Origin of the sequence: Domibacillus sp. A3M-37 (genome assembly GCF_024213455.1) — a bacterium.
In the GTDB taxonomy this organism is placed as follows: Bacteria; Bacillota; Bacilli; order Bacillales; family Domibacillaceae; genus Domibacillus; species Domibacillus tundrae.
Map to the genome: position 1 here is coordinate 556896 of NZ_JANAVL010000001.1, position 23036 is coordinate 579931.

20 protein-coding genes and 1 riboswitch are annotated in these 23036 nt (G+C 46.5%); of the genes, 3 read left to right on the top strand and 17 right to left on the bottom strand.

Annotated features, from left to right (window positions below):
* Positions 1–1404 carry a right-handed parallel beta-helix repeat-containing protein gene (locus NLX67_RS02815; RefSeq protein ID WP_254310289.1) on the top strand — a complete coding sequence of 468 codons (1404 nt, stop codon included), beginning with the start codon at positions 1–3 and terminating at the stop codon, positions 1402–1404.
* 28 nt (positions 1405–1432) lie between these two features.
* Complete coding sequence (locus NLX67_RS02820; protein ID WP_254310290.1) at positions 1433–1996, top strand: YdcF family protein; 564 nt, start codon at positions 1433–1435, stop codon at positions 1994–1996.
* Positions 1997–2576: 580 nt separating this feature from the next.
* Here NLX67_RS02820 and NLX67_RS02825 read toward each other — a convergent pair.
* The 16 genes from NLX67_RS02825 to NLX67_RS02900 are packed head-to-tail and all read right to left on the bottom strand — an operon-like array spanning position 2577 to position 20276.
* Entirely contained in the window at positions 2577–3644 is a 1068-nt protein-coding gene (locus NLX67_RS02825; protein ID WP_254310291.1) for a lipid II:glycine glycyltransferase FemX, read from the bottom strand.
* Between the two features lie 22 nt (positions 3645–3666).
* Positions 3667–4440, bottom strand: a complete 774-nt coding sequence (locus NLX67_RS02830; RefSeq protein WP_254310292.1) for a GNAT family N-acetyltransferase — start codon at positions 4438–4440, stop codon at positions 3667–3669.
* Between the two features lie 34 nt (positions 4441–4474).
* Positions 4475–5446, bottom strand: a complete 972-nt coding sequence (locus NLX67_RS02835; protein ID WP_254310293.1) for a glucosamine inositolphosphorylceramide transferase family protein — start codon at positions 5444–5446, stop codon at positions 4475–4477.
* Positions 5447–5463: 17 nt separating this feature from the next.
* On the bottom strand, positions 5464–6678 hold the full coding sequence (locus tag NLX67_RS02840; RefSeq protein WP_254310294.1) for an ATP-grasp domain-containing protein: 1215 nt from the start codon (positions 6676–6678) through the stop codon (positions 5464–5466).
* Positions 6679–6715: 37 nt separating this feature from the next.
* Positions 6716–7801 carry a GNAT family N-acetyltransferase gene (locus NLX67_RS02845; protein WP_254310295.1) on the bottom strand — a complete coding sequence of 362 codons (1086 nt, stop codon included), beginning with the start codon at positions 7799–7801 and terminating at the stop codon, positions 6716–6718.
* A gap of 24 nt (positions 7802–7825) precedes the next feature.
* Positions 7826–8455 carry a sugar transferase gene (locus NLX67_RS02850; protein WP_254310296.1) on the bottom strand — a complete coding sequence of 210 codons (630 nt, stop codon included), beginning with the start codon at positions 8453–8455 and terminating at the stop codon, positions 7826–7828.
* Complete coding sequence (locus NLX67_RS02855; RefSeq protein ID WP_254310297.1) at positions 8452–9630, bottom strand: glycosyltransferase family 4 protein; 1179 nt, start codon at positions 9628–9630, stop codon at positions 8452–8454. Before NLX67_RS02855 ends, NLX67_RS02850 begins: the two co-directional genes overlap by 4 nt.
* 14 nt (positions 9631–9644) lie before the next feature.
* Positions 9645–10778, bottom strand: a complete 1134-nt coding sequence (locus NLX67_RS02860) for a glycosyltransferase (RefSeq protein WP_254310298.1) — start codon at positions 10776–10778, stop codon at positions 9645–9647.
* Between the two features lie 6 nt (positions 10779–10784).
* Positions 10785–11969 carry an O-antigen ligase family protein gene (locus NLX67_RS22985; protein ID WP_254310299.1) on the bottom strand — a complete coding sequence of 395 codons (1185 nt, stop codon included), beginning with the start codon at positions 11967–11969 and terminating at the stop codon, positions 10785–10787.
* Between the two features lie 16 nt (positions 11970–11985).
* A complete protein-coding gene (locus NLX67_RS02870; protein ID WP_254310300.1) occupies positions 11986–13080 on the bottom strand; it encodes a glycosyltransferase in 1095 nt (364 codons plus the stop codon).
* Between the two features lie 5 nt (positions 13081–13085).
* Positions 13086–14525, bottom strand: coding sequence for an oligosaccharide flippase family protein (locus tag NLX67_RS02875; RefSeq protein ID WP_254310301.1), 1440 nt, complete (start codon positions 14523–14525; stop codon positions 13086–13088).
* Between the two features lie 41 nt (positions 14526–14566).
* On the bottom strand, positions 14567–15472 hold the full coding sequence (galU, locus tag NLX67_RS02880) for a UTP--glucose-1-phosphate uridylyltransferase GalU (protein ID WP_254310302.1): 906 nt from the start codon (positions 15470–15472) through the stop codon (positions 14567–14569).
* Positions 15473–15489: 17 nt separating this feature from the next.
* The gene (locus tag NLX67_RS02885; RefSeq protein WP_254310303.1) at positions 15490–16182 is read right to left on the bottom strand and encodes a YveK family protein; all 693 of its coding nucleotides are present in this window, start codon (positions 16180–16182) and stop codon (positions 15490–15492) included.
* A 34-nt stretch (positions 16183–16216) separates the two neighbouring features.
* On the bottom strand, positions 16217–17248 hold the full coding sequence (galE, locus tag NLX67_RS02890) for a UDP-glucose 4-epimerase GalE (protein ID WP_254310304.1): 1032 nt from the start codon (positions 17246–17248) through the stop codon (positions 16217–16219).
* Positions 17249–17259: 11 nt separating this feature from the next.
* Positions 17260–18432: an aminotransferase class I/II-fold pyridoxal phosphate-dependent enzyme gene (locus tag NLX67_RS02895; protein ID WP_254310305.1), complete on the bottom strand. Its 1173-nt coding sequence runs from the start codon at positions 18430–18432 to the stop codon at positions 17260–17262.
* Positions 18433–18461: 29 nt separating this feature from the next.
* Positions 18462–20276, bottom strand: coding sequence for a polysaccharide biosynthesis protein (locus tag NLX67_RS02900; RefSeq protein ID WP_254310306.1), 1815 nt, complete (start codon positions 20274–20276; stop codon positions 18462–18464).
* Positions 20277–20633: 357 nt separating this feature from the next.
* On the opposite strand from NLX67_RS02900, the gene NLX67_RS02905 reads away from it, so the two are divergent.
* Positions 20634–20954, top strand: coding sequence for a helix-turn-helix domain-containing protein (locus NLX67_RS02905; protein WP_254310307.1), 321 nt, complete (start codon positions 20634–20636; stop codon positions 20952–20954).
* Between the two features lie 80 nt (positions 20955–21034).
* Here the strand turns inward: NLX67_RS02905 and NLX67_RS02910 are convergent, their stop codons facing one another.
* Positions 21035–22906 (bottom strand): S8 family peptidase, encoded by a 1872-nt coding sequence (locus NLX67_RS02910; protein ID WP_254310308.1) that lies wholly within the window; start codon positions 22904–22906, stop codon positions 21035–21037.
* A gap of 13 nt (positions 22907–22919) precedes the next feature.
* A riboswitch (cyclic di-GMP riboswitch) is annotated at positions 22920–23002 on the bottom strand.
* Positions 23003–23036: the final 34 nt, after the last annotated feature.

The window sequence follows — 23036 nt, forward strand, 5'->3', positions numbered from 1 at the left end:
ATGAGACTTATGGTGAATCGGGATACTCGTTTCTATTATAAGCTCTGGATTCCTTTTGTCCTCTTTGTTCTCGCGATCTCAGCCGGGATTGTCCTTCAACTACAAAAAACTCAACCAGCTCCGGCCGGCAGGGAGGATGCTTCAGTATCGTCTGAGTTACTGGAGGAGGAGCTGCCGGCTCCTGATGAGCAGAATTCTTCAGGATTGCCTGAGTTTGATGCCACGGTGTACGGCGCTGTCCCAAATGATTCAAAAGATGATACAAAAGCCCTTCAAGCGGCTATCAATGCCGCTGCAGCGAAGAAAGGGATTGTCCGAATTCCAGCCGGCACATTTCTTATTAATACAGACCCGCAAACCGGTACTCTGCATGTCCAAGATGGCTCTGATATTCGTATGGACAGTAAAACCATTTTGAAGAGTATTCCGAATGACCTGCCTATTTATCGGGTTTTTACGGTATATAATCAGAAAAATGTCAAAATCAGCGGCGGTACGCTAATCGGGGACCGATACGATCACCAAGGAACAGAAGGTGAATTTGGCCACGGCATCTTTATCGGTGGCCATTCAAGCCAGGTTACGGTATCCAAGGTGACGGCAAAAGACTTCTGGGGGGACGGCTTTATTATCGAGGGCGATGCAAAAACCGGCGACTACCCGACTAAAATCGCCATTTATGACTCAACCGGCCACAATAACCGCCGGCAAGGACTTTCTATCACTGCTGGCAAAGATATTATCGTAAAAAACAATACATTTTCTAAAACAAATGGTACGGCACCGGAAGCTGGCATTGACCTTGAACGTGATCCGCCATTTGACCGGCCACTTGAAAACGTTTCTTTACTGAATAACACCGTCGTCGACAACAATGGCTACGGCATCATGTTTGTGTATGCCAGCGAAAACAATGCGGAAAATAACGTAGTCAAAAACAACAAAAAAGGCGGCGTTTATATCGGCGGCAGCCAGGACAGCGGTGCTGCCAACAATAACACCGTCCGCAATAATTCCATTACAGGTAACGAAGGGAATGGCATCTTTATCAATTTTTCAACCGCAAACTCAATTATTAGCAATACAATTGAAAAAAGCACAAAAGACGGAATTTCCCTTCTGAACCACGTTGGCCAAAATCGGGTTTCCAATAACCTCGTCCGTCAAAATGAAGGAAACGGCATTTCGATCTGGGGCGGCCTGAATGACCAGAGCGGCATTGTCGTTCAATCGAATGAAGTGCGGGCCAATAGCAAAACTGGTCTTGCCATCACAGACGTTTCCGATGCAACAATCACTGGCAATCAGCTGCTCGGCAATAAAAAGGATGGCATAACATTGAAAGATGTAAAAGGCTCTACGGTTGAAGAGAACACATCAAAAGAAAATGGAGACAGTGAATAAATGATGACAAAAGAAGGGAGGAAGTTTATTGAAGACCCGTAAAAAACGGCGGCTGTTGACCGGCTTTTCGATTCTCGGAGCCGGTCTTCTCGCCGCCTTTTTGCTGAATGCCGGCCATTTTTTAACGCTTCACGAACAGCCGGAGCAGGCCGATGTGATCGTTGTTCTCAGTCCTGGAACAGAACGGATTGAAGCAGGGGTCCGTTTATGGAAAGAAAATTATGCAGATCAAATAATTTTGACACGTGCCAATACCGGAACATTCACGGTGCAGGAAGCAGTCGCGCTTGGTGTTCCAGAAGAAAACGTGATTGCTGAAGAACAAGCACACAGCACCTATACAAATGCGACCTATACGAAAGAATTGATGGAGCAGCGCGGTGACCGTTCGGCGATCATCGTCACAAACGACTACCATATGAGGCGAACGAAATTTATTTTCGAAAAAGTTTTTCAAGGCAGCGGTATGACCCTTTCCTACTCCTCCGTCCCTTCCCGCTACGAATTCACTGCCTGGTGGGATGACGAAGAAAGCAAGCGGATGCTTTGGAAGGAATACGCAAAGCTTGCCGGTTATTATGCACTTTACTAATACTCAAATCAAAAACCGGCGCGGGATGCGCCGGTTTGAGACTGTCCACAAAGTAGGCAGCTTTTTTGAAAGCAAGCGTCTTTACGGAAAATATGCTTTTTGAAAAGGGTCGATAGGTGAAGCCGGCCGGACTTCGCTTTCCACGGGCAGTGCGGGAGCTTCTTCGGCTGGCGCCTGCGGGATCTCCCGACTCGCTGTACTTCCCGTAGGAGTCTCCGTCCGGCCGGCTTCACCAAGTGGGTTTTGAACAGCAATGAATGGGTAGGCTAGTCTGTTTTTGCGTTTAAGATGAGCAAAAGGATTGAATGTGCTTCTGCAAGACCGAGACTCGCTTCTTTTGAACTCACTTGTCCATAACGCATTGGCGGCGGGCGCGGAGTGAAGACTTCTGTGGGACTAGCGGGCAGCTGAGATCGCCGGCACCGCAAAGCGGTGGAGAAGAGCTCAGCGCCTGCCCCACGAAAAGCGAAACTCCGCGAGCGCCGCCTTTTCAGCTCCATTTCAACAACACGTACATCTTTCTCTTACAAAGAAAGGTAATTGTCTACAGACTGAAACCGGCGCGGGATGCGCCGGTTTTTCATACGTTTATTTTTTCATTGACCGAATGATGGCGGTATAGCGGGAAGAAGCCGCCTTCTGCTTCGATTCCTTTCGTGAGCCTGTCATACATATCAGGCATATGAATCTTTTTGCCGATGTAAAATTCGAGCAGCGGATTTTTCGTAAAGTTCCGCTTAAAGCGAAGCAGATCATCGTCTTGCTGATACCCTCCGCCGAGGTGCAGCGATTTATAGCCGAGTTTGCCGAACCACGCGGCCGCATGCCAGACCAGCAGGTTAGATGGAGCAAGATGCAAATATTCCTGCTTTGAGCCGGTCAAATGGTACGACACGTAATCGTTGTAGTGCATAAACATACATGAAGCAATAATTTCACCTTCATAGCGAACCGCGAACGTGGTGATGTTGTCTTTCAACAGCTCAACGGTATCTCTGAAAAACCCCTCCTTAAAAAAGTAATAAGTATCCGCCTGGTTTTTTTCCATCGTTTTTGCGTAATTCTCCGCAAACCAATCTAAGTGATCCAAGCCTTCCTCTGTGACCGTCAGCCCTTGCTTCATTGCGTATTTGACCCGGTTTCTTCCTTTATTCCGGAGGCTGTCCATTAGAGCACCTTCGTCCTCCTGCAAGGTGAGAGCGACCGTGTTTCGGTTAAAAATAGGCGTTAAAGCATCATAATCCCGATCGTTTCGGATAAGCGGATGAAAGCGGACAAATTCAGTGACGATGTTTTGCATCTTGCAATATTCACCAAACAGATACTGAAAGGTTTGGAAATGTTTTTTTCGTTCCTGCTCATCCGTAATATTGGTCAGCGGCCCTCCATAGCCGTATGGAGTTGTCACGTCATACAGCTTTTCCTGAACGTCTACGTGCAAGCGGGCACAGTCAATTTCCCTCAGCAAGTAAGGGTAGCAAATACAGCTGTCGCCTTCTTCATAAACGAATAGCTGCGCCTGTCCTTCTTGATTGTTTTCATAGATGTGGCAATACTCCGCTGTAAAATACACATCTGCACGAGGCATTTTTTTCATGTAATGCTGCCATTGCTCTTTATCCTGGATGCCAAGTACTTTAAATAACATTCCTTCACCCCATCATCTTATTTTACTTTATCTGTTTTTCGAGCCGAACACTGGTGCTCGCTTGTTTCCATCCGTCACCCATTTCTACTTCGTCTGCACGAATCATAAATAATGAACGGCACCGATCAAGCTGGGAGAGAATGTTATAATATTCGGGATCTCGTTCTTCGGCTGTCACGCGGAAATACGAATCTTTCAGCCGGTTTACTTGAGACTGGCCATTTTTCGTCTGGATATGAAATTGGGAAAAACCAAATTTTTTTTGGTGAGCGTCTGCCTTTTCCTGCTCTTCAATAACAAACTGAATAGGCGCTTCAGCAGCGGATCGATCGTTGCTGCCTGTAAACCAATGCATCCTGTTCGTTTTTTGAAACCCTGATCTCACGTATTTTTCAAGGGCTCGCTCGTTCCATAAAAAGCAGTCCAATCCAACAGTGGATAAATTCATGCTTTCGGCCATCTGTTCTGTATGGCGTAGAAGAAGCTCGCCGATGCGGCGTCCCCGCGCTTCCGGTTTCACACAAAAATTATTGATGAAAAGCCGGTCGGGCATGCGGCGCAATTCGATAAATCCAAGCATTTCATCTCCGTCATAAGCGCCGAGCAGCCTCATCGGATTACGAGGCAATGGAACGGACTGCTGGTACGCCAAAAATTTCGTATAGCCCGGACTCGAAAAAATCGTTAATGAATATGCAAGCGGATGTGCTGCGCCGAGCCATTCTTCTGTCCATTTTGAAATGATCGGCACATCGCGCTCTCGTACTGGAATAATCGGTAATTGTTGTTGACTCACCGCGATCCGCTCCCCCTCTTTGTCCCCCTGCTCATTACGGAAACATGCTTTTCAACTTCCACATGGCGTAATTTTGATGATGAAACTGATGGCCATCGACTGCTATAAGCCACTGTTTATCCGCTAGTTTCAAATGATCAATATGGTGCATACCATCTTCCCGCCAATCCCCAGCCTCACCGCTGCCTTCCAAAATGACACCGAGTTCTTTTTCGGCATACACCGTTTCAGACAAGTCTTGCACTTGGAATACCTTGACTGAATATCCATAATACGGTCCGTCATCCTGGACGTATCGGTAAATGGTTCCATCTTCGACCACTACACGGCCTCCTGGTCTGGAATTGCTTAAGTCATTTGTAATGAGCGGGCTTTTCGCATGCTGTGTCCACTCCCCATGGAGCTCGTCAGCGTAAAACAAATGCAGCGTTTCATTATCAAGCCCTGCCGTATACATCCACCATTTGTTTTCATATTGAAAAATGGAGGCATCGGTATATGGGCCGCCGACTAGCTGCTTGACCCGTTCCCATTTATACGGAAACTGCGTGGCTTTATAAAGATAAATGCCGCCCGCTTCTACTGACTCTGGAATCATGTAATAGCTGTTTTCATGCTTGAAAACATGTGGATACGAAAGATGAAAGTCTTCATTCAGAACGATCTTTTCGTACTGCCATTTCTCCCCGTCTTTGCTTGTTGCAAGGCCAATATCTCCTTGCTTTGTTTCTTGATTGAGCACTTCGAAAAATAAATAATAGGTCCCTTGGTCCTCCATCAAGAACGGATCCGCTACAAAATCGGCCGTCACATCCGTCACGTCTTCCGGCTTTAACACAGGATTCGATAAATTGCCCACTTGACTCGCGCTTGTGATCGGCGCATTTGTTTTAAGGACATGAATCGACCAAATAGCCGGAGAATATTTTTTATTGTATGCAAATCCAGCCATTACACTGGAGACGACCAGTATACCGGCCATCATTACTGTTTTTGTCTTTAACATAGACCATCCCCCTCTTTTCACGTCGTGACCGTTTTCTCAAGAGCAATTCGCTCTTTAAGCTTCGTCAAGAATGTGTGGCATTTTGCTTCCGCTTCTTCGGCGCTTGTACCGGTAAACGTGACATGACCGTAGTGATTTCGCCCGGACCTGAGCTTTGACACTGTCTGGCCCGACTGGATATCCACCTCGAGGTTGACCGGCTTAAAGTCGTCTACTAGATCCGCATAATCTTCCAATCGGCCGATGACTCCATCTTCAGAGAAATTCAGCATTTCCGCAGCGACTGGCTGGCTTTGAATGTGCGGCGGACATGTAATCGTTTCGCCTGCCGCCAGCTGCACTGTCATCGTGACGAGATCAATTCCGGCGTACACTTCTACCAGTTCTGGAAGACGGGTGGCGGGAATTCTTGCGCCAATTTCGATTAAATATGGCACACCTTGTTGATTGATAATTAAATCAATATTGGTCGGTCCATTATCAATTCCAAGGCTGCTCAAGGCTTTTTCACACTCTTCTTGAATACGGACCACTTGCTCTTTTTCTAAAAAAGATGGGAATGAATGACCGACCGGAATCATATTTGACACCTTATCATTGTGGACGAAACAATACTCCATCCGTCCATTCATACAAAAACCAAATGCTCCGACTTCCATCCCATCGATAAACTCTTCGACAATGACACGGCCGCTCCGGCTGCTTTGCAGCGCTTTTTGCACTGCTTCTTTTACTTGAGCGGGACCCGATATTTTTGTAATCCCCTGGCTGCCTGATCCGTCAGAAGGCTTGACGATATAAGTAGATGCCCCAGTCATCCAAAGCCTGTCTTTTAATGCTTCCATGTTCGTTCCGCTATCCGCTTCAAAAAAAGCTGGTGAGTTCACGTGATGCTCTGCGTAGCGCTTTCTCATTTTATATTTATCTGTCATCAGTTCAACGAGACCCGCTCCCTGCATTGGCAGACCCAATCGTTCATTGGTATAGCAGCTCGTCGGCACCGCCACATCGTTCGACATCGTCATGGAACCAACGATTTCGTAATGACGGGCCACATGCTCCACTGCCTCGAAATTCGTTGTATCCACCTGTTCAAAAAAATCGGCAAGTGATGCCCCGGCGCAAGCCGGATCCCGGTCGACCACCACGACATTCATACCGAGCTGTTGCGCTTTTTGAATGGCTGCAAGCTGCCCGGTACCACCGCCAAGAACCATAAAATTCTTTTTCACATTTATCCGCTCCCCTGATTCGAATTGGTCTTTCCTGCTACTCGGTCCTCATGCGATACTCTGGAAAAAAAGCAGCCTGCTCCCATTCGATCCCGCCTGACAGCTGAGCAGAAAGTGTTTGATAAACCGATTCCAGGTGAACTTTTTTACCGATTTTATAGTGTCTCAGGCTTTTGGAAAATTGCTGCTTATAGGCAAACAATGAATCTCCTTTTTCTTTGCCGCCGCCGTGGTCCAGAATGCGGCAGCCATTTTCTTTTGCCCAAAGAATGGATTCGTAGCGCAAATTACAGTTCGGGCAAAGCGAAAGGTGCTCTTTTAACGAGGCACTTAAATGAATGGTGGCAAACCCGCCGCTCCTCAGCATCAGATTGGCTGAAATAACCTGGCCGCTGTGCATGGCAAATGCAAGCGTCACGTATGGCGCCAGTGACTGGAAATAAGATTGAAAAAAAGAAAGCGGAAAGTAATAAAATAACGACGCATGTTTTTTATCCATCGTTTCTGTGTAAATGTTGTAAAAAGTCGTTACATCGGCTGGCGTAATATCTTTCCCGTCGATAAACAGTACTTCCACTTCATTTTTTTTACTTTTTTTAATGCGCCGCTTTTTGCTTGAAGTGGTGTTTGCCCATATGTCTTCTTTAGACAAAAGCAAATCATTGTAGACAATTTCACTAATGGGTGTCACCTGCATGTGCGCGCGAAGCCCGTCATCATTATCCATGTATGGATGAAATCGGATGAATTCGCTGACGATCCCCTCTGATTGGCAATAGCGGCTGAACGTCTTCCTAAATCGGCTGACAAATCCCTCATTTTCTTGAAGATTTTGTTTAGAATAAAGCGGGCCGCCATATCCATATGGTGTCGCGATATCAAAATAAGCCCGCCCATCGATTCGTTCAGAGATATTCCGAAGCAAATAGGGATACAGCACGTACCGCTCACCATTTTCCTGATACACAAACAAACGGGCTCTTCCTTCTCCACGCTGTTCATACAGGTCCAAATAGTCGGCTAAAAAAAACACATCATACGTCTCACACGCTTTCACTAAACCGTTCCACTTTTCTCGTTCTGATCCATTTAACAGCTGATAGGCTGTTGTTTCCCCGATCATAAAAACACCTCCTTTTCCTCGCCGCTACGCTTTTTTATTAACTTGGTTTAATTGTGTATCGCTGTTCTCTGGATGATGGACATGTTCTCTTTGCACAATTTTGTAAATAGTTAAAATGAAGATTTTCAAATCAAGTCCAAGGCTGTAATTTTCCACGTAGTCGATATCATAATGAATTTTTTCTTCCCAGTTTAATGAGTTACGGCCCATAATTTGTGCGTAGCCCGTTATGCCTGGCAAAAATTGAAACCGGATTTTCTGTTCTCCAGAATAGCCATCGATCGTATACGGATAATAAGTAAGCGGCGGCCGCGGTCCAATAAAACTCATTTCTCCTCTTAAAATATTAAACAACTGAGGAAGTTCATCTAAACTAGTAACCCTTAACAACTTTCCTGTTTTTGTAATGCGGTCATCATTTTCATTTTGAAAAATCCCTCTTCCTTTGGACTCTGCATCTTCCACCATCGTTCGGAACTTGTAAATTTGAAAGACAGTTCCATTTTTGCCGAGCCGTTCCTGCTTAAAAAAAACGGGTCCTTTTGAATCAACTTTAATCGCAACGCTAATCACAAGCAGCACACCTGAAAGAACGAGCAGCGCTAAGAATGCAAACAATATATCAAGTCCTCGTTTGACCGCCAGCTGAATCATCCGATTTCCTCCTGTCTGAAAACGTGCGGAAGCCCCCGAGCCGCTTTCGTATAAATATGTTCCATTTCTTTTAAAATAAAGGTTGTATCGTACTGTCCGGACAGTTCCCAACTCTTCTCGCCCATCTTATCAAGGATACTGCGACGGTTTGAAAGCGTTTCAAACGCCTTGACGGTTTCTTCCACATTACCAAGGCCGACCACAAAGCCATTTTCCCCATGAACGACCATGTCACGGTTGCCTCTCACATCGGTTGTCACAATCGGCTTTCCAGAAGCCAGCGCCTCCATAATCGCCCGTGGCAGCCCTTCCTGCTTCGAAAGCAAGGTGACAACATCTGCCGTTTCAATCAGCTCTGGCACATCTTTTCGAAAGCCGAGAAACTGAATTTTTTCTGAAAGACCAAGACGATCTACCATCGCTTTCAGTTTTTCTTCCGATTCTCCATTTCCAACGAGCAAGCATGTGACCGGGACGTCTGTTTTTAGCTGCCGGACCGCTTCAATGAGCTGCACCTGATTTTTCCGCTCACTTAATTCCGCCACACAGATGATGACAAAATCGGTTTCCCCAATTCCCAGCTTTTCTCTCGTTTCTTTTTTGCGCTGTTCGCTTTGACTGCCGAATCCATATCCATCTCGATCAACACCGACGCCTTTGACAAACAGTACTTCTTTTTTCACCGGGAACCGCTGCGCCCTTCGAAAATCTTCTTCATTAATGGTCACGAGGTAATCCGTATACTTGGCCATCAGCCGTTCTATCGGATAAAAGGTAAGCCAATTTTTAAGCGGCGCCCCTTCGAAAAAATGAAAGCCATGTGCCGTATATAAAACAGCAGGTACGTTGCTTTTTTTAGCAGCAATACGGCCAAGCACACTGGCAACCGGCGTATGAACGTGCACAACTTGAAATCTCTCTTCTTGAAAGCTTTCGGTCAACTGTTTCAGCGCCCGGAAATTATCAAGCTGAAATGGGGACCGCTGAAATGAAATATCGTGGCACGTGACACCGATCCGCTCTATTTCTTCTTTGCCAATGTCCGCAAGTGCATAAGCATGAACATCAAATCCGTGAAGCTGAAACCATTTCATATATGGGATATGAAACGCGGCCAAGTGACGATAAACAGACGCGACAAAGGCCACTTTTGGCTGAACGGCTTGTTCCATCATGTTCTGTTTCCCCCTTACACTGCCTGTGATTGTTTTTTGAGTACCTGCTTATAAAGCGCATCCCATCGTTCGGCGACACGATCGAGTTCGAACATGGTCTGCATGTACTTCTGACCAGCCTGTCCCATTTGCTTCCGGCTTTCTTCATCCATTTGAAGCAGGCAAAGCATTCCTTCCGCTAACGCATCATGGCTTCTCGGCTGGACGATAAAACCGGTTTTGCCTCTGACCACTACTTCTTTGTTTCCTCCAACGTTTGTACATACAATCGGCAGACCGACCGAGGACGCTTCCTGCAGCACGAGCGGCATTCCTTCCCAGTCTGACGACATCACATAAGCGTCTGATGCACTCATCACGTCTGGAATGTCCGAACGATAGCCGAGAAAATGCACACGTTTTGAAATACCGAGATCCACTGCCATTTCTTTCATTTCCTCAAGCAATGGACCAACACCAACGAGCAGCAGCTCGTTATCTGGCTTTTTTTGCAGCACCCGTCGAAAAGAGTTTAGAAGATTCGGGTAATTTTTTTGCTCATCAAATCGTCCAACGGCAAGCCACGTAAAGGTGCTGTCCGCTATATTTAATTGGCTGCGGATCGCCTCGCGTGCCCCTGGTGTTCCTTGATACAGCTTCGTGTTCACTCCATTTGGCAAAAACAGCAGCTTCTCTGGCCTAGCAGCCCCGACATTCACAAAATGTTCCCGTGCCGTTTCACTAATGATCGTCAAGGAATCCGTTAAGCCATTTGTCATCTGCAGCAGCCGCTCCCGATTGCGGCCGCCGATGTTAATATTATGAATCGTATTAACGAGCTTAATGTTTGGGTGAAACAGCTTCATCAGCCGTCCGAGCAAATTGGCGTGATACAAATGTGAATGAATAAGCTGAATTTTTTCGTTTTTCACGATGCGGTTCAGCTTGGCAATCGCCGCGACACTAGGCCGGCCGCGCTTCATATCAAGCGAATAAACGGTAATGCCGTCCTGTTGAAGAGTATGGCCAACCGGCCCAAGCGGCAAGAGTGACACGACAACCGGATGACAGGTTGACTGTTTCTCACGCAGCGCTTTAATGACTTGATAGACTTGCATTTCAGCACCGCCTGTATTTAAGCCGGTGATAAGAAAAAGAATCGGAACCATTGTTTCTCACTCCTTTACAAGTTCAATCTTTCTCCACGGATGAAGCGCGAGCCTGGGATGCCACTTCGCTGATTCAAGGGCAATTAATCCGAACAAGAGCCACGTTGGCTTGCGCATTTCCCACGTTAAAAACATCGTCGCAAGCCCCCAAATAGCCATCAGGCTCAGAAACAAAGCGGCTTCCAAATACGTCGTTTTCGAGGCGGTGTAAAGAAAAAGAACAATCATCACGAGAAAAAGAAGTAGTCCGATCAATCCCGTTTCCGCTACTACAGCAAGCAGCGTATTATGGCTTACATCGCGCGTATCAATGAGTATTTCCATTGCCCTTGGATAAGCACCCGCGCCGATGCCAATTATCGGCTGTTCTTCAATCATGTCAATGCCGGCCATCCAAAAAGTCCCCCGGCCGTTTAAGTCACCCTGGCCGACATCTTCTCCAATCGTTGCAATCCGTTCCAGTGAATCGGCCGGTACTGATTGAACGCCATAGGTAACGCCCGCCGCTAAAAATAACACAATGAATACTTTTATCGGTTTCGTCAAACGGCTGAATGTTAGTACGACATAAAACAGGCCAATCATGCCGACAACAAAGGCCGTGCGGGAAGCGGTTAAACTAATTGTCCACATGGCCATCGCCAAGTAAGCGGCATTCAAAAAGCGGAAAAACCAGTTTTTCTGTTTCATAAACAAATACCAGGCAATCGGCATGCCGAGCGCCAGCATTACACCAAGGTCATTCGGGTCAAATCCTTCCGCTGAATACCGGCCATATGTCACCTGATCGGCGGATAAATAATTGGAAATCGTGCTTGCCACCGCTATCCATGCACCCAGCACATACGCTTGAAGCAAAATATTCATTTGGGCGTCTGTGCGAACAAGCTCCCAAATCAGCCAGACCATAATGAAAAGCTGTGCATACGTCTTAATACGGATCAGCGTGAAATCAGGATCGACCGACCAGACAATAGTGAGACTGCTCCAAACAATAAAAGCAAGCAATGCATAATGAATAGGTGCTAGCTTTCGATACGTGCCGTTTTTCACAACAAGCAGCACCGTCAGTAAAAAAGCGAGAATACCGATCGGCCGGACAATGGTGCCAAGCCCTGGCAGCACGACGGCGTTTTCCCATGGTATAGCAAATATCGTCAACAATAAGAAAAGAAACGGAATGTGTTTCACTGTCCTCCCCACCACTCTATAAAATGTCTAAATATTGGCGTGAAACGTTGGTTTTCCAGAATGGCTCATACGATTCGCTATTCGTCCCGTTATCTGGCATATCCAGCCGTTCTTTCATCGCCTGAAACAGCGCTTCGCTGTCTTCAATACGAACGAGTGAACCGTACCGTCCGCCTTGCAAAATTTCTCTTGGACCACTCGGACAATCGGTTGAGACGACTTCCGTTCCGCAGGCGAGCGCTTCAATCAATACCGTCGGCAGTCCTTCACTTAAAGAAGAAAGAACGAATAAGCGGGCATTTTTCATGTAGGCATACGGATTGTTCACAAAGCCCGGCAGCTGTACATCCTGCGAAATCCCAAGCTCTATGATCAGCTTTTCCATTTCCGCCCGTTTTTCTCCTTCACCGAGAATAATCAGCCGCGCCGGCCGTGTTTTTCGCAGCTTCGCAAACGCTCGAAGCAAATTCGGAAAATCTTTTTCTGGCGTTAACCGCCCAACAGCAAGAAGAACAGGCGGTTCGCCATCCGCAAACCAAGGGTGGTCAATCGGTTCAGCGGCTTTTTCTATAAGCCGCTCGTCTACGACCGGATTGTAGATTACCTGTACTTTTTCTTCGGGCAGCTCAAGTCTCTGCATCGCATCCTCCGCCACACCTTGTGACACGGCAACAACTTTATCAGCCCGTTTATAGCTCCATTTCATTAGCGACGGTATCCATTGTGTAACAAATCGTTTTTTCTTTACTTTGGAAAGGTGCGTTAAATTGTTATGAATACTGACAATTGTCCTGACATTTACATTCGCTATCGTCACCGCACAGATGGCAATAATATTTGTATGATCCAGCGCCGACAGCACCGACTGCGGCCTGTTTTCTTTTAAATACCGGATTAATGGAAACAAGCTGTACAGCACCCTTGATGTATCCAGGTCGACAATATGTATATTGGCCGGCACTTGGTCCATATACTCGCCTGATGCTTTTGCCAACACGAGATCCACGTGATGTTCCTGTTCCGCAAACTCTGACGCCAGACTCAGCATGACCCGTTCCGCTCCTCCCCCAACGAGCGAAGGAAGAAACAGCGCTACTTTCTTTTTTTCCATTGTGTTCACCCCTTTACTTTCAGCTTCAGCCGATCAATCGTGATCGCACTTCGAACGCCTTGAATATTGAACACCCACATACTTGCTGCGTAAACCGCTGCCCCAAAAGCAACTTGCAACAGAAATGCGGCTACTCCTTGAATATGATGAACTGGATACAAAGCAGCCAGCATAATCCCTGTTGACGACACCACTTTGAACACTTCTTTTCTCGGAAAAGGAAGAGAGAAGTGAGCTTTTCCCAGCTGCCAGCTCATGAAAGAGGACACGGCATAGGCAGCGGCTGTCGCAGCAAGTGCGCCTTTAAGTCCGTATACCGGAATCCACCACACATTCAGCACAATGTTTAACAGCGATCCCGTGAACACAGACAGAATTTGCTTGCTTGTCTGCTTGCTTAATTGAAACGCCAAATCCAGATAAAACACTTTAAAGCCCTGCACGAGCGAGACGATAGCAATCCATGGAATGACCAGGCTGGCTGCTTCACGGTACGCTTCGCCAAAAAATAAACCGGACAGGTTCCCGCTAAGCATCGTCATTCCCCCGGCTGCCGGGAGAGCAATCGCCAGCAAGTAGACAATATTTTGCTCCATCCGGCTCTTAACTTCGGCCATGCGTCCTTTTTCCATTGCATGAATAATCAGTGGATAAGCCGCCAAATTGACAATCGTCATCATCAGAATGATCGTCTGCTGGGCAAAATCGTATGTGACGGCGTAAAGCCCGGCCGCCGCGGTGCCGCTTAGCCAGCCGAGCAGCAAACGGTCAGAGCTGTCGATGATAAACGCCATCGTCTGTGTTAATGTCAGTGGCAGTCCATACGTGAGGAGCTCACGGAGCATCTTCCAGTCAAACAGCCGAATATCCAAGCCCCTCCACACTTTCGGCATCACGACAGCGAGCGGAATAAGCGATGCTGCAATGGAACCAACGACTAACGCTTCTGCTCCGAGATGAAAAAACCAGATAGTTGCTAATGAGACCGTTAAGGTAAGGACCGCTTTGCTTACATAAAACCAGCCGTAGCTTTTCGGTGATAAATCCGCCCGGAAAATCTCCAGGTTAATTTCAAAAAAGCCGCTTACCCATAAGAGACAAAGACCGAGCAGCCAAATCGTTGAATAGCCGCTGTCAAATACACCAAATAGTGAAGCGGCAAAAACAAGCAGACCCGATACAGCTGAATACGCCGCAAAAGCGACCATAACGGTGCTTAAAAAACGCTTTCGTTCATGTTCGCTATAGGAGGGATAATAGCGAAGAACCCCCAGCCGAAGCCAGCTTAATAATAATGAGTTGATCAAAGCGGCAACCGCGAGAATGATCGCGTATTTTCCGTATTGCTCCGGTGTCAGCAGCCGGCTGTAAAGGTAAATCGCCAGAAAATTCATGACACCCGGCATGCCTCTGGCGATAAAGTACGTAAGAAAATGGCCTATCATGATGCATCACCTATTTCGTCCGATGATGAAAAGCGGTCCTTTTATACGAATCGTTCTTCATATCGTTCTTTTTTCATTTCAGCCGCAACAAGTGCCGACAAGTAGTGCAGCAGCGGCTCCCGCAGCTCCTGCTTTTGCAGCGCAAACTCAATCGTCGTCTGGACAAAACCCATTTTCTCCCCGACATCGTACCGGCTTCCATCAAACTCATACGCAAATACTTGCTCAAACTGCTGCAGGCGGGCAATGGCATCCGTCAGCTGCACTTCGCCGCCGACACCGCGTTCTTGCCCGGCCAATAGTTCGAAAATTTTCGGTGTTAAAATGTACCGGCCCATAATGGCCAAGTCCGACGGCGCCTCTGCAACCGATGGCTTCTCCACAAGTTTTGTTACTTCGTGCAGGCGCGGGCCATGGGATTGCACCGCCGCAATGCCGTACCGGTTCACTTCTTCGTGAGGCACTTTTTTCACCCCAATGACGGAGGAGTTTGTTTTGTCATATATGTCCATTAATTGCTTCATGCAAGGTACCTCTGCTTGAACGATATCGTCCCCAAGCAGTACCGCAAATGGCTCATCGCCGATAAAATTCCGTGCGCACCAGACCGCATGACCAAGCCCTTTCGGCTCTTTCTGCCGAATATAGTGAATATCGACCATTGTAGAGATCATGCGGATTTCCTCAAGCAGCGCAAACTTTTCTTTTTCAAGCAAGTGGCCTTCCAATTCAAAGTGATGGTCAAAATGATCTTCAATCGCCCGTTTGCCTTTTCCCGTGACAATAATGATTTCATCAATGCCGGATGCGATTGCTTCTTCCACGATATATTGAATTGTTGGCTTATCGACAATCGGCAGCATTTCTTTCGGCATCGCTTTGGTCGCCGGTAAAAATCGTGTCCCAAGACCGGCAGCAGGAATGATCGCTTTTCTAATTCGGCTCATAGAGTCCCCTCTTTTCGTCATTTAGTGAACAGCTTGCCGTTGTACATAGACCCGTTCGCAGCTTGCGGCTTCACTGGTTCAATTTTCGGCTTTTTAAATAATTCCACCAAAAGCGCAATCCCCATGGAGATGACCAGCCCTGCTAAGAAAGCAACAATCATATTTAGAAAAGGCTTCGGCTTTACTGGACTCATCACATCGGCTTCACCGCCCGTTTCCAAGAGCGATATTTGGTTTTCCCCGTAAATTTTCGTAATTTCCTGATTTAATACTTTAGCTGTTTCATTTACAATGTTAACTGCTTCATTTTGATTTTCGGCATTTGCTTTAATCTCAATAACAAGCGATTCGCCCACCCGGTCAATCGTTACTTTTTCGCTTAACTCGCTATATGAATCGCTCAAGGATAAATTGTCGATCACTTGGTCAAGCACCTGTGGGCTTTGGGCGATAACCATAAATGTTTCAAACAGCTTAAAGGATGTTTCCATTTGATAAAAAGACGTAGCAGCATCGCCTGTTTCTGCAGCCGTTTCAGGGTCTAATTCGTTAACCAGTACTTTAGCCGTCGCTTGGTATTCCTGTGGCAGGACAAAATAGCTGACTAAGCCTGCACATGCTGTTAAAAATAAAGTAATCCCGACAATGATTGGCCATCTTTTAACAAGAACCCGAAAAATGTCTCCAATTTGCTTCTGCTCAACGCTCATCCTATACACGCCTTTCATCTGCTTTTTATGTTTATTAGTTTGATTGAAAAGATCTTGCCTTTTGATAACCATTTGGATTTTGCACTTGCCAGCGCCATGCATCACGGCACATGTCCTGCAGACCTCTCGTTGCTTCCCAATTCAATTCTTTTTTAGCTTTTTCAACGTCGGCGTAACAAACCGCCGCATCACCTGAGCGCCTGCCTTGCACGCGGTAGGGAACCGGATTTCCATTCACTTCCTCAAACGTATGGATGACATCTAACACGCTGTACCCTTGTCCAGTGCCAAGGTTATATGTATGATAGCCCGGCTCAGCGGTTTTTTTCAGCGCTTGAATATGGCCAAGCGCAAGATCAACGACGTGGATATAGTCTCTGACTCCTGTCCCATCGTGTGTCGAATAATCATCGCCGAATATGTTCAGTTCCGGCAGCTTTCCGACCGCCACCTGTGTGACATACGGCATTAAATTATTCGGCCGTCCCGCCGGATCTTCCCCAATCATGCCGCTCGGATGCGCCCCGATCGGATTGAAATAACGAAGAACAATGAAGCGCCAGGCCTGGTTAGAGCGGTAATGATCTGCAAGCATTTCTTCAATCATCAGCTTCGTCCGTCCGTACGGATTGACTGCACTTAAGCGGGCCTCTTCATTAAGAGGCATCAGATTGCCCGTGCCGTAGACAGTCGCTGATGAACTAAATACGAGCTTGTGCACATTGTATTTGTCCATCACCTGAAGCAAATGTAGTGTGCTCATTAAATTTGTATAGTAATACCTATTTGGCTGCTCAACCGATTCTCCAACCGCCTTCAGCCCCGCAAAATGAATGACGGATTCAATCGAATGGCCGGTAAAAATAGTTTCGAGCATCGTTCGGTCCAGTAAATCCCCTTTATAAAACGTCACTTTTTTGTTCGTCAGCGTGTGAATCCGGTCCAGCACGTCCAAGCTGCTATTTGATAAATTGTCGATGACAATCACATCATGACCGTTTTCCAAAAGCTCCACACACGTATGGCTGCCAATATACCCTGCACCACCTGTCACAAGTATCGCCATGTCCGCCCTCCTTATTTGTTAAATCGAAGTTTATACTGTGTTTGAATAACTTCAATCACCCGGTCTTGTTCTGCTTCTGACATGTTTGTTCCGGATGGAAGGCAAATACCGGTCGCAAACAATTGGTCTGAGACGCTTTCCTCCTCCCGGTGAGAAAAGTATTCACAGCCTTTAAACAGCGGCTGTGTATGAAGTGGCTTCCAGATGTGGCGTGCTTCAATGTTTTCTTTCTCCAGCGCCACGATCAATCCGCTGACACTCATGCCGGTCACCGTTTCATCCATTATCAATGTGGTCAGCCACCGGTTCGATCGGCTGCCGCTGATCTCATCAGCGAACTGAACCCCTTCAATCGACCGCAATGATTCTTTATAACGAACAAAAAGAGCGCGTTTAGCCGCTACACGGTCATCGAGCACCCCCAGCTGCGCGATACCGATTCCCGCGAGCAGATTGCTCATCCGGTAATTGTAGCCTGTTTTCTGATGCTGATAGTGTGGGACTGGCTCTCTTGCCTGCGCCGCTAAATTTCGTGCTTGCTCGAGCCGGTCTGTGTCGTTTGAAACGAGCATGCCGCCACCTGATGTCGTAATAATTTTATTTCCATTAAACGAATAAACACCAAATTCCCCCATGCTGCCGCTTTTCTGGCCCATATACTCCGAGCCAAGCGATTCTGCCGCGTCTTCAATGATCGGCACCCCATAATGACGGCAAATCGAGACCAGCTCATGCATTTTGGCACTTTGTCCGTATAAATGAACGATAATAACGGCTTTTGGAAGCTTGTTTTTCTTTTTTGCTTCATATAATGCCCGTTCCAGTGCCTGCGGTGACATATTCCACGAATCAGCATCTGAATCAATAAACACCGGCTCTGCACCCGCGTAGACAATTGGATTGGCACTTGCGACAAACGTCAGTGTAGAGCAAAAAACGACATCCCCTTTTGACACATTAAGGAGAATTAGGGCCAAGTGAATCGCTGCCGTGCCGGAATTCACCGCCACACTGCCTTTTGTGCCCGCATATGCAGACATCCGTCTTTCAAACTCGTCCACATTCGGCCCTAAAGGCGCGATCCAATTTGTTTCAAACGCTTCATTTAAATATTGCTGCTCATGACCGCTCATATGAGGAGGAGATAAATAGATTCGTTTTTCACTCGTTGAAATAAGAGCCATTTTGTTCACACTCCATGTTTAATTTGATGTTACTGGATAGCCGCAATCAAATTCGGCTGATTTTTCACCCGGTGATGGGCGATATCCAGCAGTAATGCCTCCAGCGCACATTCTTCGAGCATCGCGAACTCCGTCAGCAAGTATTCGACCCATTTCATATTCTGCCTGGTGGATTTGCCGATGTGGATTTTCGGATAAATTTGCTCCTCATGAATTTCATTCGTATTCAGCAGCTCTTCATATAGCTTTTCACCCGGCCGCATTCCTGTATACCGAATGCCAATTTCATCAATGGTATAACCGGACAGCTGAATCAAATTTTTCGCCAAGTCCACAATCTTCACCGGCTCACCCATATCAAGGACAAAAATTTCACCGCCTTTTGCAAGTGCGCCCGCTTGAATAACAAGCCGTGACGCTTCTGGAATTGTCATAAAATAACGCTCCATATCCGGATCGGTAATCGTGACTGGTCCGCCCCGCTCAATCTGGTTTTTAAAAAGCGGAATGACGCTGCCGCGGCTGCCAAGCACATTCCCAAACCGAACGGCCACAAAATTTGTGCTGCTGATCCGGTCCATATGCTGCACAATCATTTCTGCGACACGTTTCGTCGCCCCCATTACACTGGTCGGCTTTACCGCTTTGTCGGACGATACCATGACGAAATTTTCCACCTTATATTCCGCTGCCGCTTCCGCCACATTTTTCGTGCCGATCACATTGTTTTTAACCGCTTCATGTGGATTGATTTGCATTAGCGGTACATGCTTATGCGCGGCTGCGTGATAAATGACTGCTGGACGATACCGGCTCATTACCTGGAAAATCCGCTCCCGATCTTGTATATCAGCGATGATCGGAATCAGGTCGAATTCTGTTCCAATCTTTTCTCTCAGCTCCATTTCAATGGAATAAATGCTATTCTCCCCGTGTCCGAGCAGCAACAGCTGTGACGGCTTAAACTGGCAAATCTGCCGGCAAATTTCCGAGCCGATTGATCCGCCGGCCCCTGTGACAAGCACCACTTTTCCTGTCACCGATTGGGCAATATCATCTGTATTCAGCGTTATCTGCTCCCGGGCAAGCAAGTCTTCCGGCTGAATATCTTCAAGCTTCGGCACTGGTCCTTTGTCTACAATCAACTGCTCCAGCCGCGGTAAAATTTGCGTCTTTACCTCTGTTTTTAAGCAAAGGCTGTAAATGCGATCCAATTCTTTTTTACCGAGCGATGGAATCGCAATGACGATATGCTCAATATGATGCGCCTTGACCACTTCTTCTATTTCATCTGCGCCTCCGACAATCGGAATGCCCAGCAGCTGAAGGCGGTGTTTTCGTTGATCATCGTCCACAAAGACAGCCGGCACCAAGTTTGTAAAGCGGTCTCGCAGCAGCTGCCGAACCACCATTGTCCCGGCAGAGCCGGCGCCGACAATGAGCGTCCGTTTTTTGCGCTTGCTTTTAATCAGTTCCACATCCCGCAGCATCCTATCAGAAAAGCGGGCCGTTCCTATTGTAAGCAGGAGGAGCATCCAAATGACGATCATCAAGCTTGCGTCTGCTGTGTTCGTAAACAGCCACTGGACAATGGCTGTTGCGGCCACGGAAAATGTGATGGTTTTAAACAGCGCCATCATTTCTCCAATACTTGCATAGGACCACGCTTTGTTGTATAAACGGTAAAGAATCGAAAACGCATGATAGCCTGCTAACAAAAGCAACGCTGTCACAAGCGTTTTGCCAACTTGTCCATCCACAATCAGCTTTCCTGTAAAAACAGCAGTACAGACAAGGAACGTATCCACCAGCGACATCATCATAATTCTTTTTCGATAGTTCATAGCTGTCCCCCACATTCGTATTGGCAAGTTCTATTCATCTGGTCAATCTTTTGTTCTTTATAAAAAACACTTTCGTTCTTTATAAAGAATATTATAGAGAGTCCCTCTTCATTTGTAAACCATTATCTCGCTTTTTCATTTCCATTCTTTTCTAATAATTTTGTTCACTATAAAGAACGATTTGTAAAATGAGTATAGCATATGATTTCAAAAGGTATAATAGTTAATTAGACTCATTTGTTCTATATTAAGAACGAAACCTGTACTAAAACAAGCATTTTTCTATTTTTTAAATATCTTATTTCATTTTCGTGCGTTATAATGAATATCAATTGCTGAACAAAGGAGTGCGAAAAAATGATAGGGGTTAAAATCAAATATTTACGTATCCAACAAGGATATTCTATTACCCAGCTTGCAAAAAAAGCACAAATATCGAAATCCTACTTATCATATTTAGAAAAAAATCCTGAAACGAACCCTTCTCTTCATATCATTTCAAAAATAGCTGCCGCACTGGACACTTCCCCGAACTATTTTATTGAAGAAACGAAGAATGAAGGAAGCAAGGAAATAAGTCAGGAATGGATGGATTTATTTGAAGAAGGGATTACAAAAGAAGATTTTCGTGAATTTCAAAAATACTTAGAGTTTATAAAGTACAGGAAATCTCATTAAATACAAACAACCCGGCACATGAAGGCCGGGTTCCGTGCAAATCCTATTCTTTTATTTGAAGAAAGAATCATAGGGCTTGCTTATTTTTTACTCTCTATTAAAACATTCACCGATTTCCCCATAAAAGAAGGAGCGGCATATGTTTTTCCGTATTGCGCAATGGTAATGACACCGTCAGCAATAGAAGCTATTCGTGGATTGAGCATTTTCCACGTAACAACGTGACTCACGTCAATCTTTTGTCCGTTCGATAAGAGAGCTGTCACGACAACCTTTTGCGCAGTTCCTGGCTTTCCAGCTATTTTTTTTGTGCTGGCAGCTAGGCTTTGTACACTTGAATCAACGGCGATTTTTGTGGTCTTTCCACCATATGAAGCACTAACGGATGTTTTCCCATAGTTTTGAATCGTGATAATACCTTGATTGACCGTTGCAACTTTTTCATTCTCTATTTTCCACTGTGCCGCTTCCGTCACATCTACTTTGCTTCCATTAGAACGCGTTGCCGTCAATCGGATCGATTTTGTATCCCGCGGCTTTCCTGTTACTCGCGTCGTGCTGGCAGTGATCGCCTGAACAGTTGAATCAATAGACAGCTTCACCGTTTTTCCACCATCAGCTGCCTGAATCACAGCCTTCCCAAATTGGTGAACGGTTATGATACCACCTTTTACTGTTGCCACACCCGGATTGCTTGATGTCCAGACCGCTTCCTTTGTCCGGTCCGCTTTTTGTCCGTCTTTATACGCAGCGGTAACAGCTACAGCTTTCGATTCACCCGGAAGCGCATAAATCGATGACGTATCAGCTGAAAGCTTCACGGGCACCGGACTGAAAGCAGCAATTGGTGCAGGTGTCGCTTGCATAAGGCCATACCCGTACAATGCATCTCTGCCCCCCGCGCCTAAATCCTTGCTCGTATCTGTCAGCATCGCACGCAGGCGCACGTTGTCCGTTGTTGGATTGGCCTGCTTCATTAATGCAAGCTGCCCGGACACATACGGAGCAGCCATCGATGTCCCACTCATCCGCGCGTACCCATTATTCAAGTAGGTGGCTGTAATACTTTCACCCGGTGCTGCGACATCTACCGCACTCCCCGTTGATGAAAAAGAAACACGCTTTAATGAAGAGTCAACGGCTCCAACCGCAATCGTTGAATTGTATCGTGCCGGATAATCCACCGTATCATCCGTCCCCGATGCAGAGCCGCCATTTCCGGAAGCAGCTACAACAAGAAGGCCCTTGGCGTATGCTTTATCCACCATTGATTGAAAAGCGGAGGAATGAGTCTGCGTGCCAAGACTTAAATTAATAATATCCATTTTATTCGTAATCGCCCAGTCAATGCCGGCTAAAATGCTCGACAAGCTCCCTGAACCATCTTTATTTAATGATTTAACCGCAAAAATTGCCGCATCCGGCGCCACACCTTTTGTCCCAAATCCATTATCTTTCGCGCCAATAATGCCCGCCACATGTGTTCCATGGCCATTATCATCCTGATAAGAGGTCGTGTAGGAAACAAATGACACCCCTCCTGAAATCGCTAAATCGGAATGGGTCGCGATCCCTGTATCGACTACAGCAACCTTGATACCTTTGCCTGTCAAGCCCGCACTCCAGGAAGCGGGCACATTCGTTGCCTGAATGCCCCAATCGAGCGTTTGAGCCGATGCATAAACGGTAATGTCTTTTTCCACTCGGATGACACTCTCATCCTGCTTAAGCTGCTGAACTTCATCAGCAGGCATCGTCACGGACGCAATTGGCAGCTGCTTAAACGTTTGGTCAATCTCGCCTTCCACTTCAGCGATCGCTTTCTTATCGACTTTTTCATCAAATATCACAATGACTTTTTGTTCCTCTTCATGCGCAGCAAGCGCGTGATTCAGACCAAAAGAAGCAACAATAAGGCCAGTGGCTGCTAAACTAGCTGCAGCTTTCTTCATGACAAATTTCCTCCCAGGTAACTGGCTGGCACACCAAACGGCTTAGCCCCTATAGTTTTGCGTTTCTGCATTTCCACAGATTTGCCTTTTCAAATTAAAGCAGGCAACAAACTGCTTACTTTTATATCGG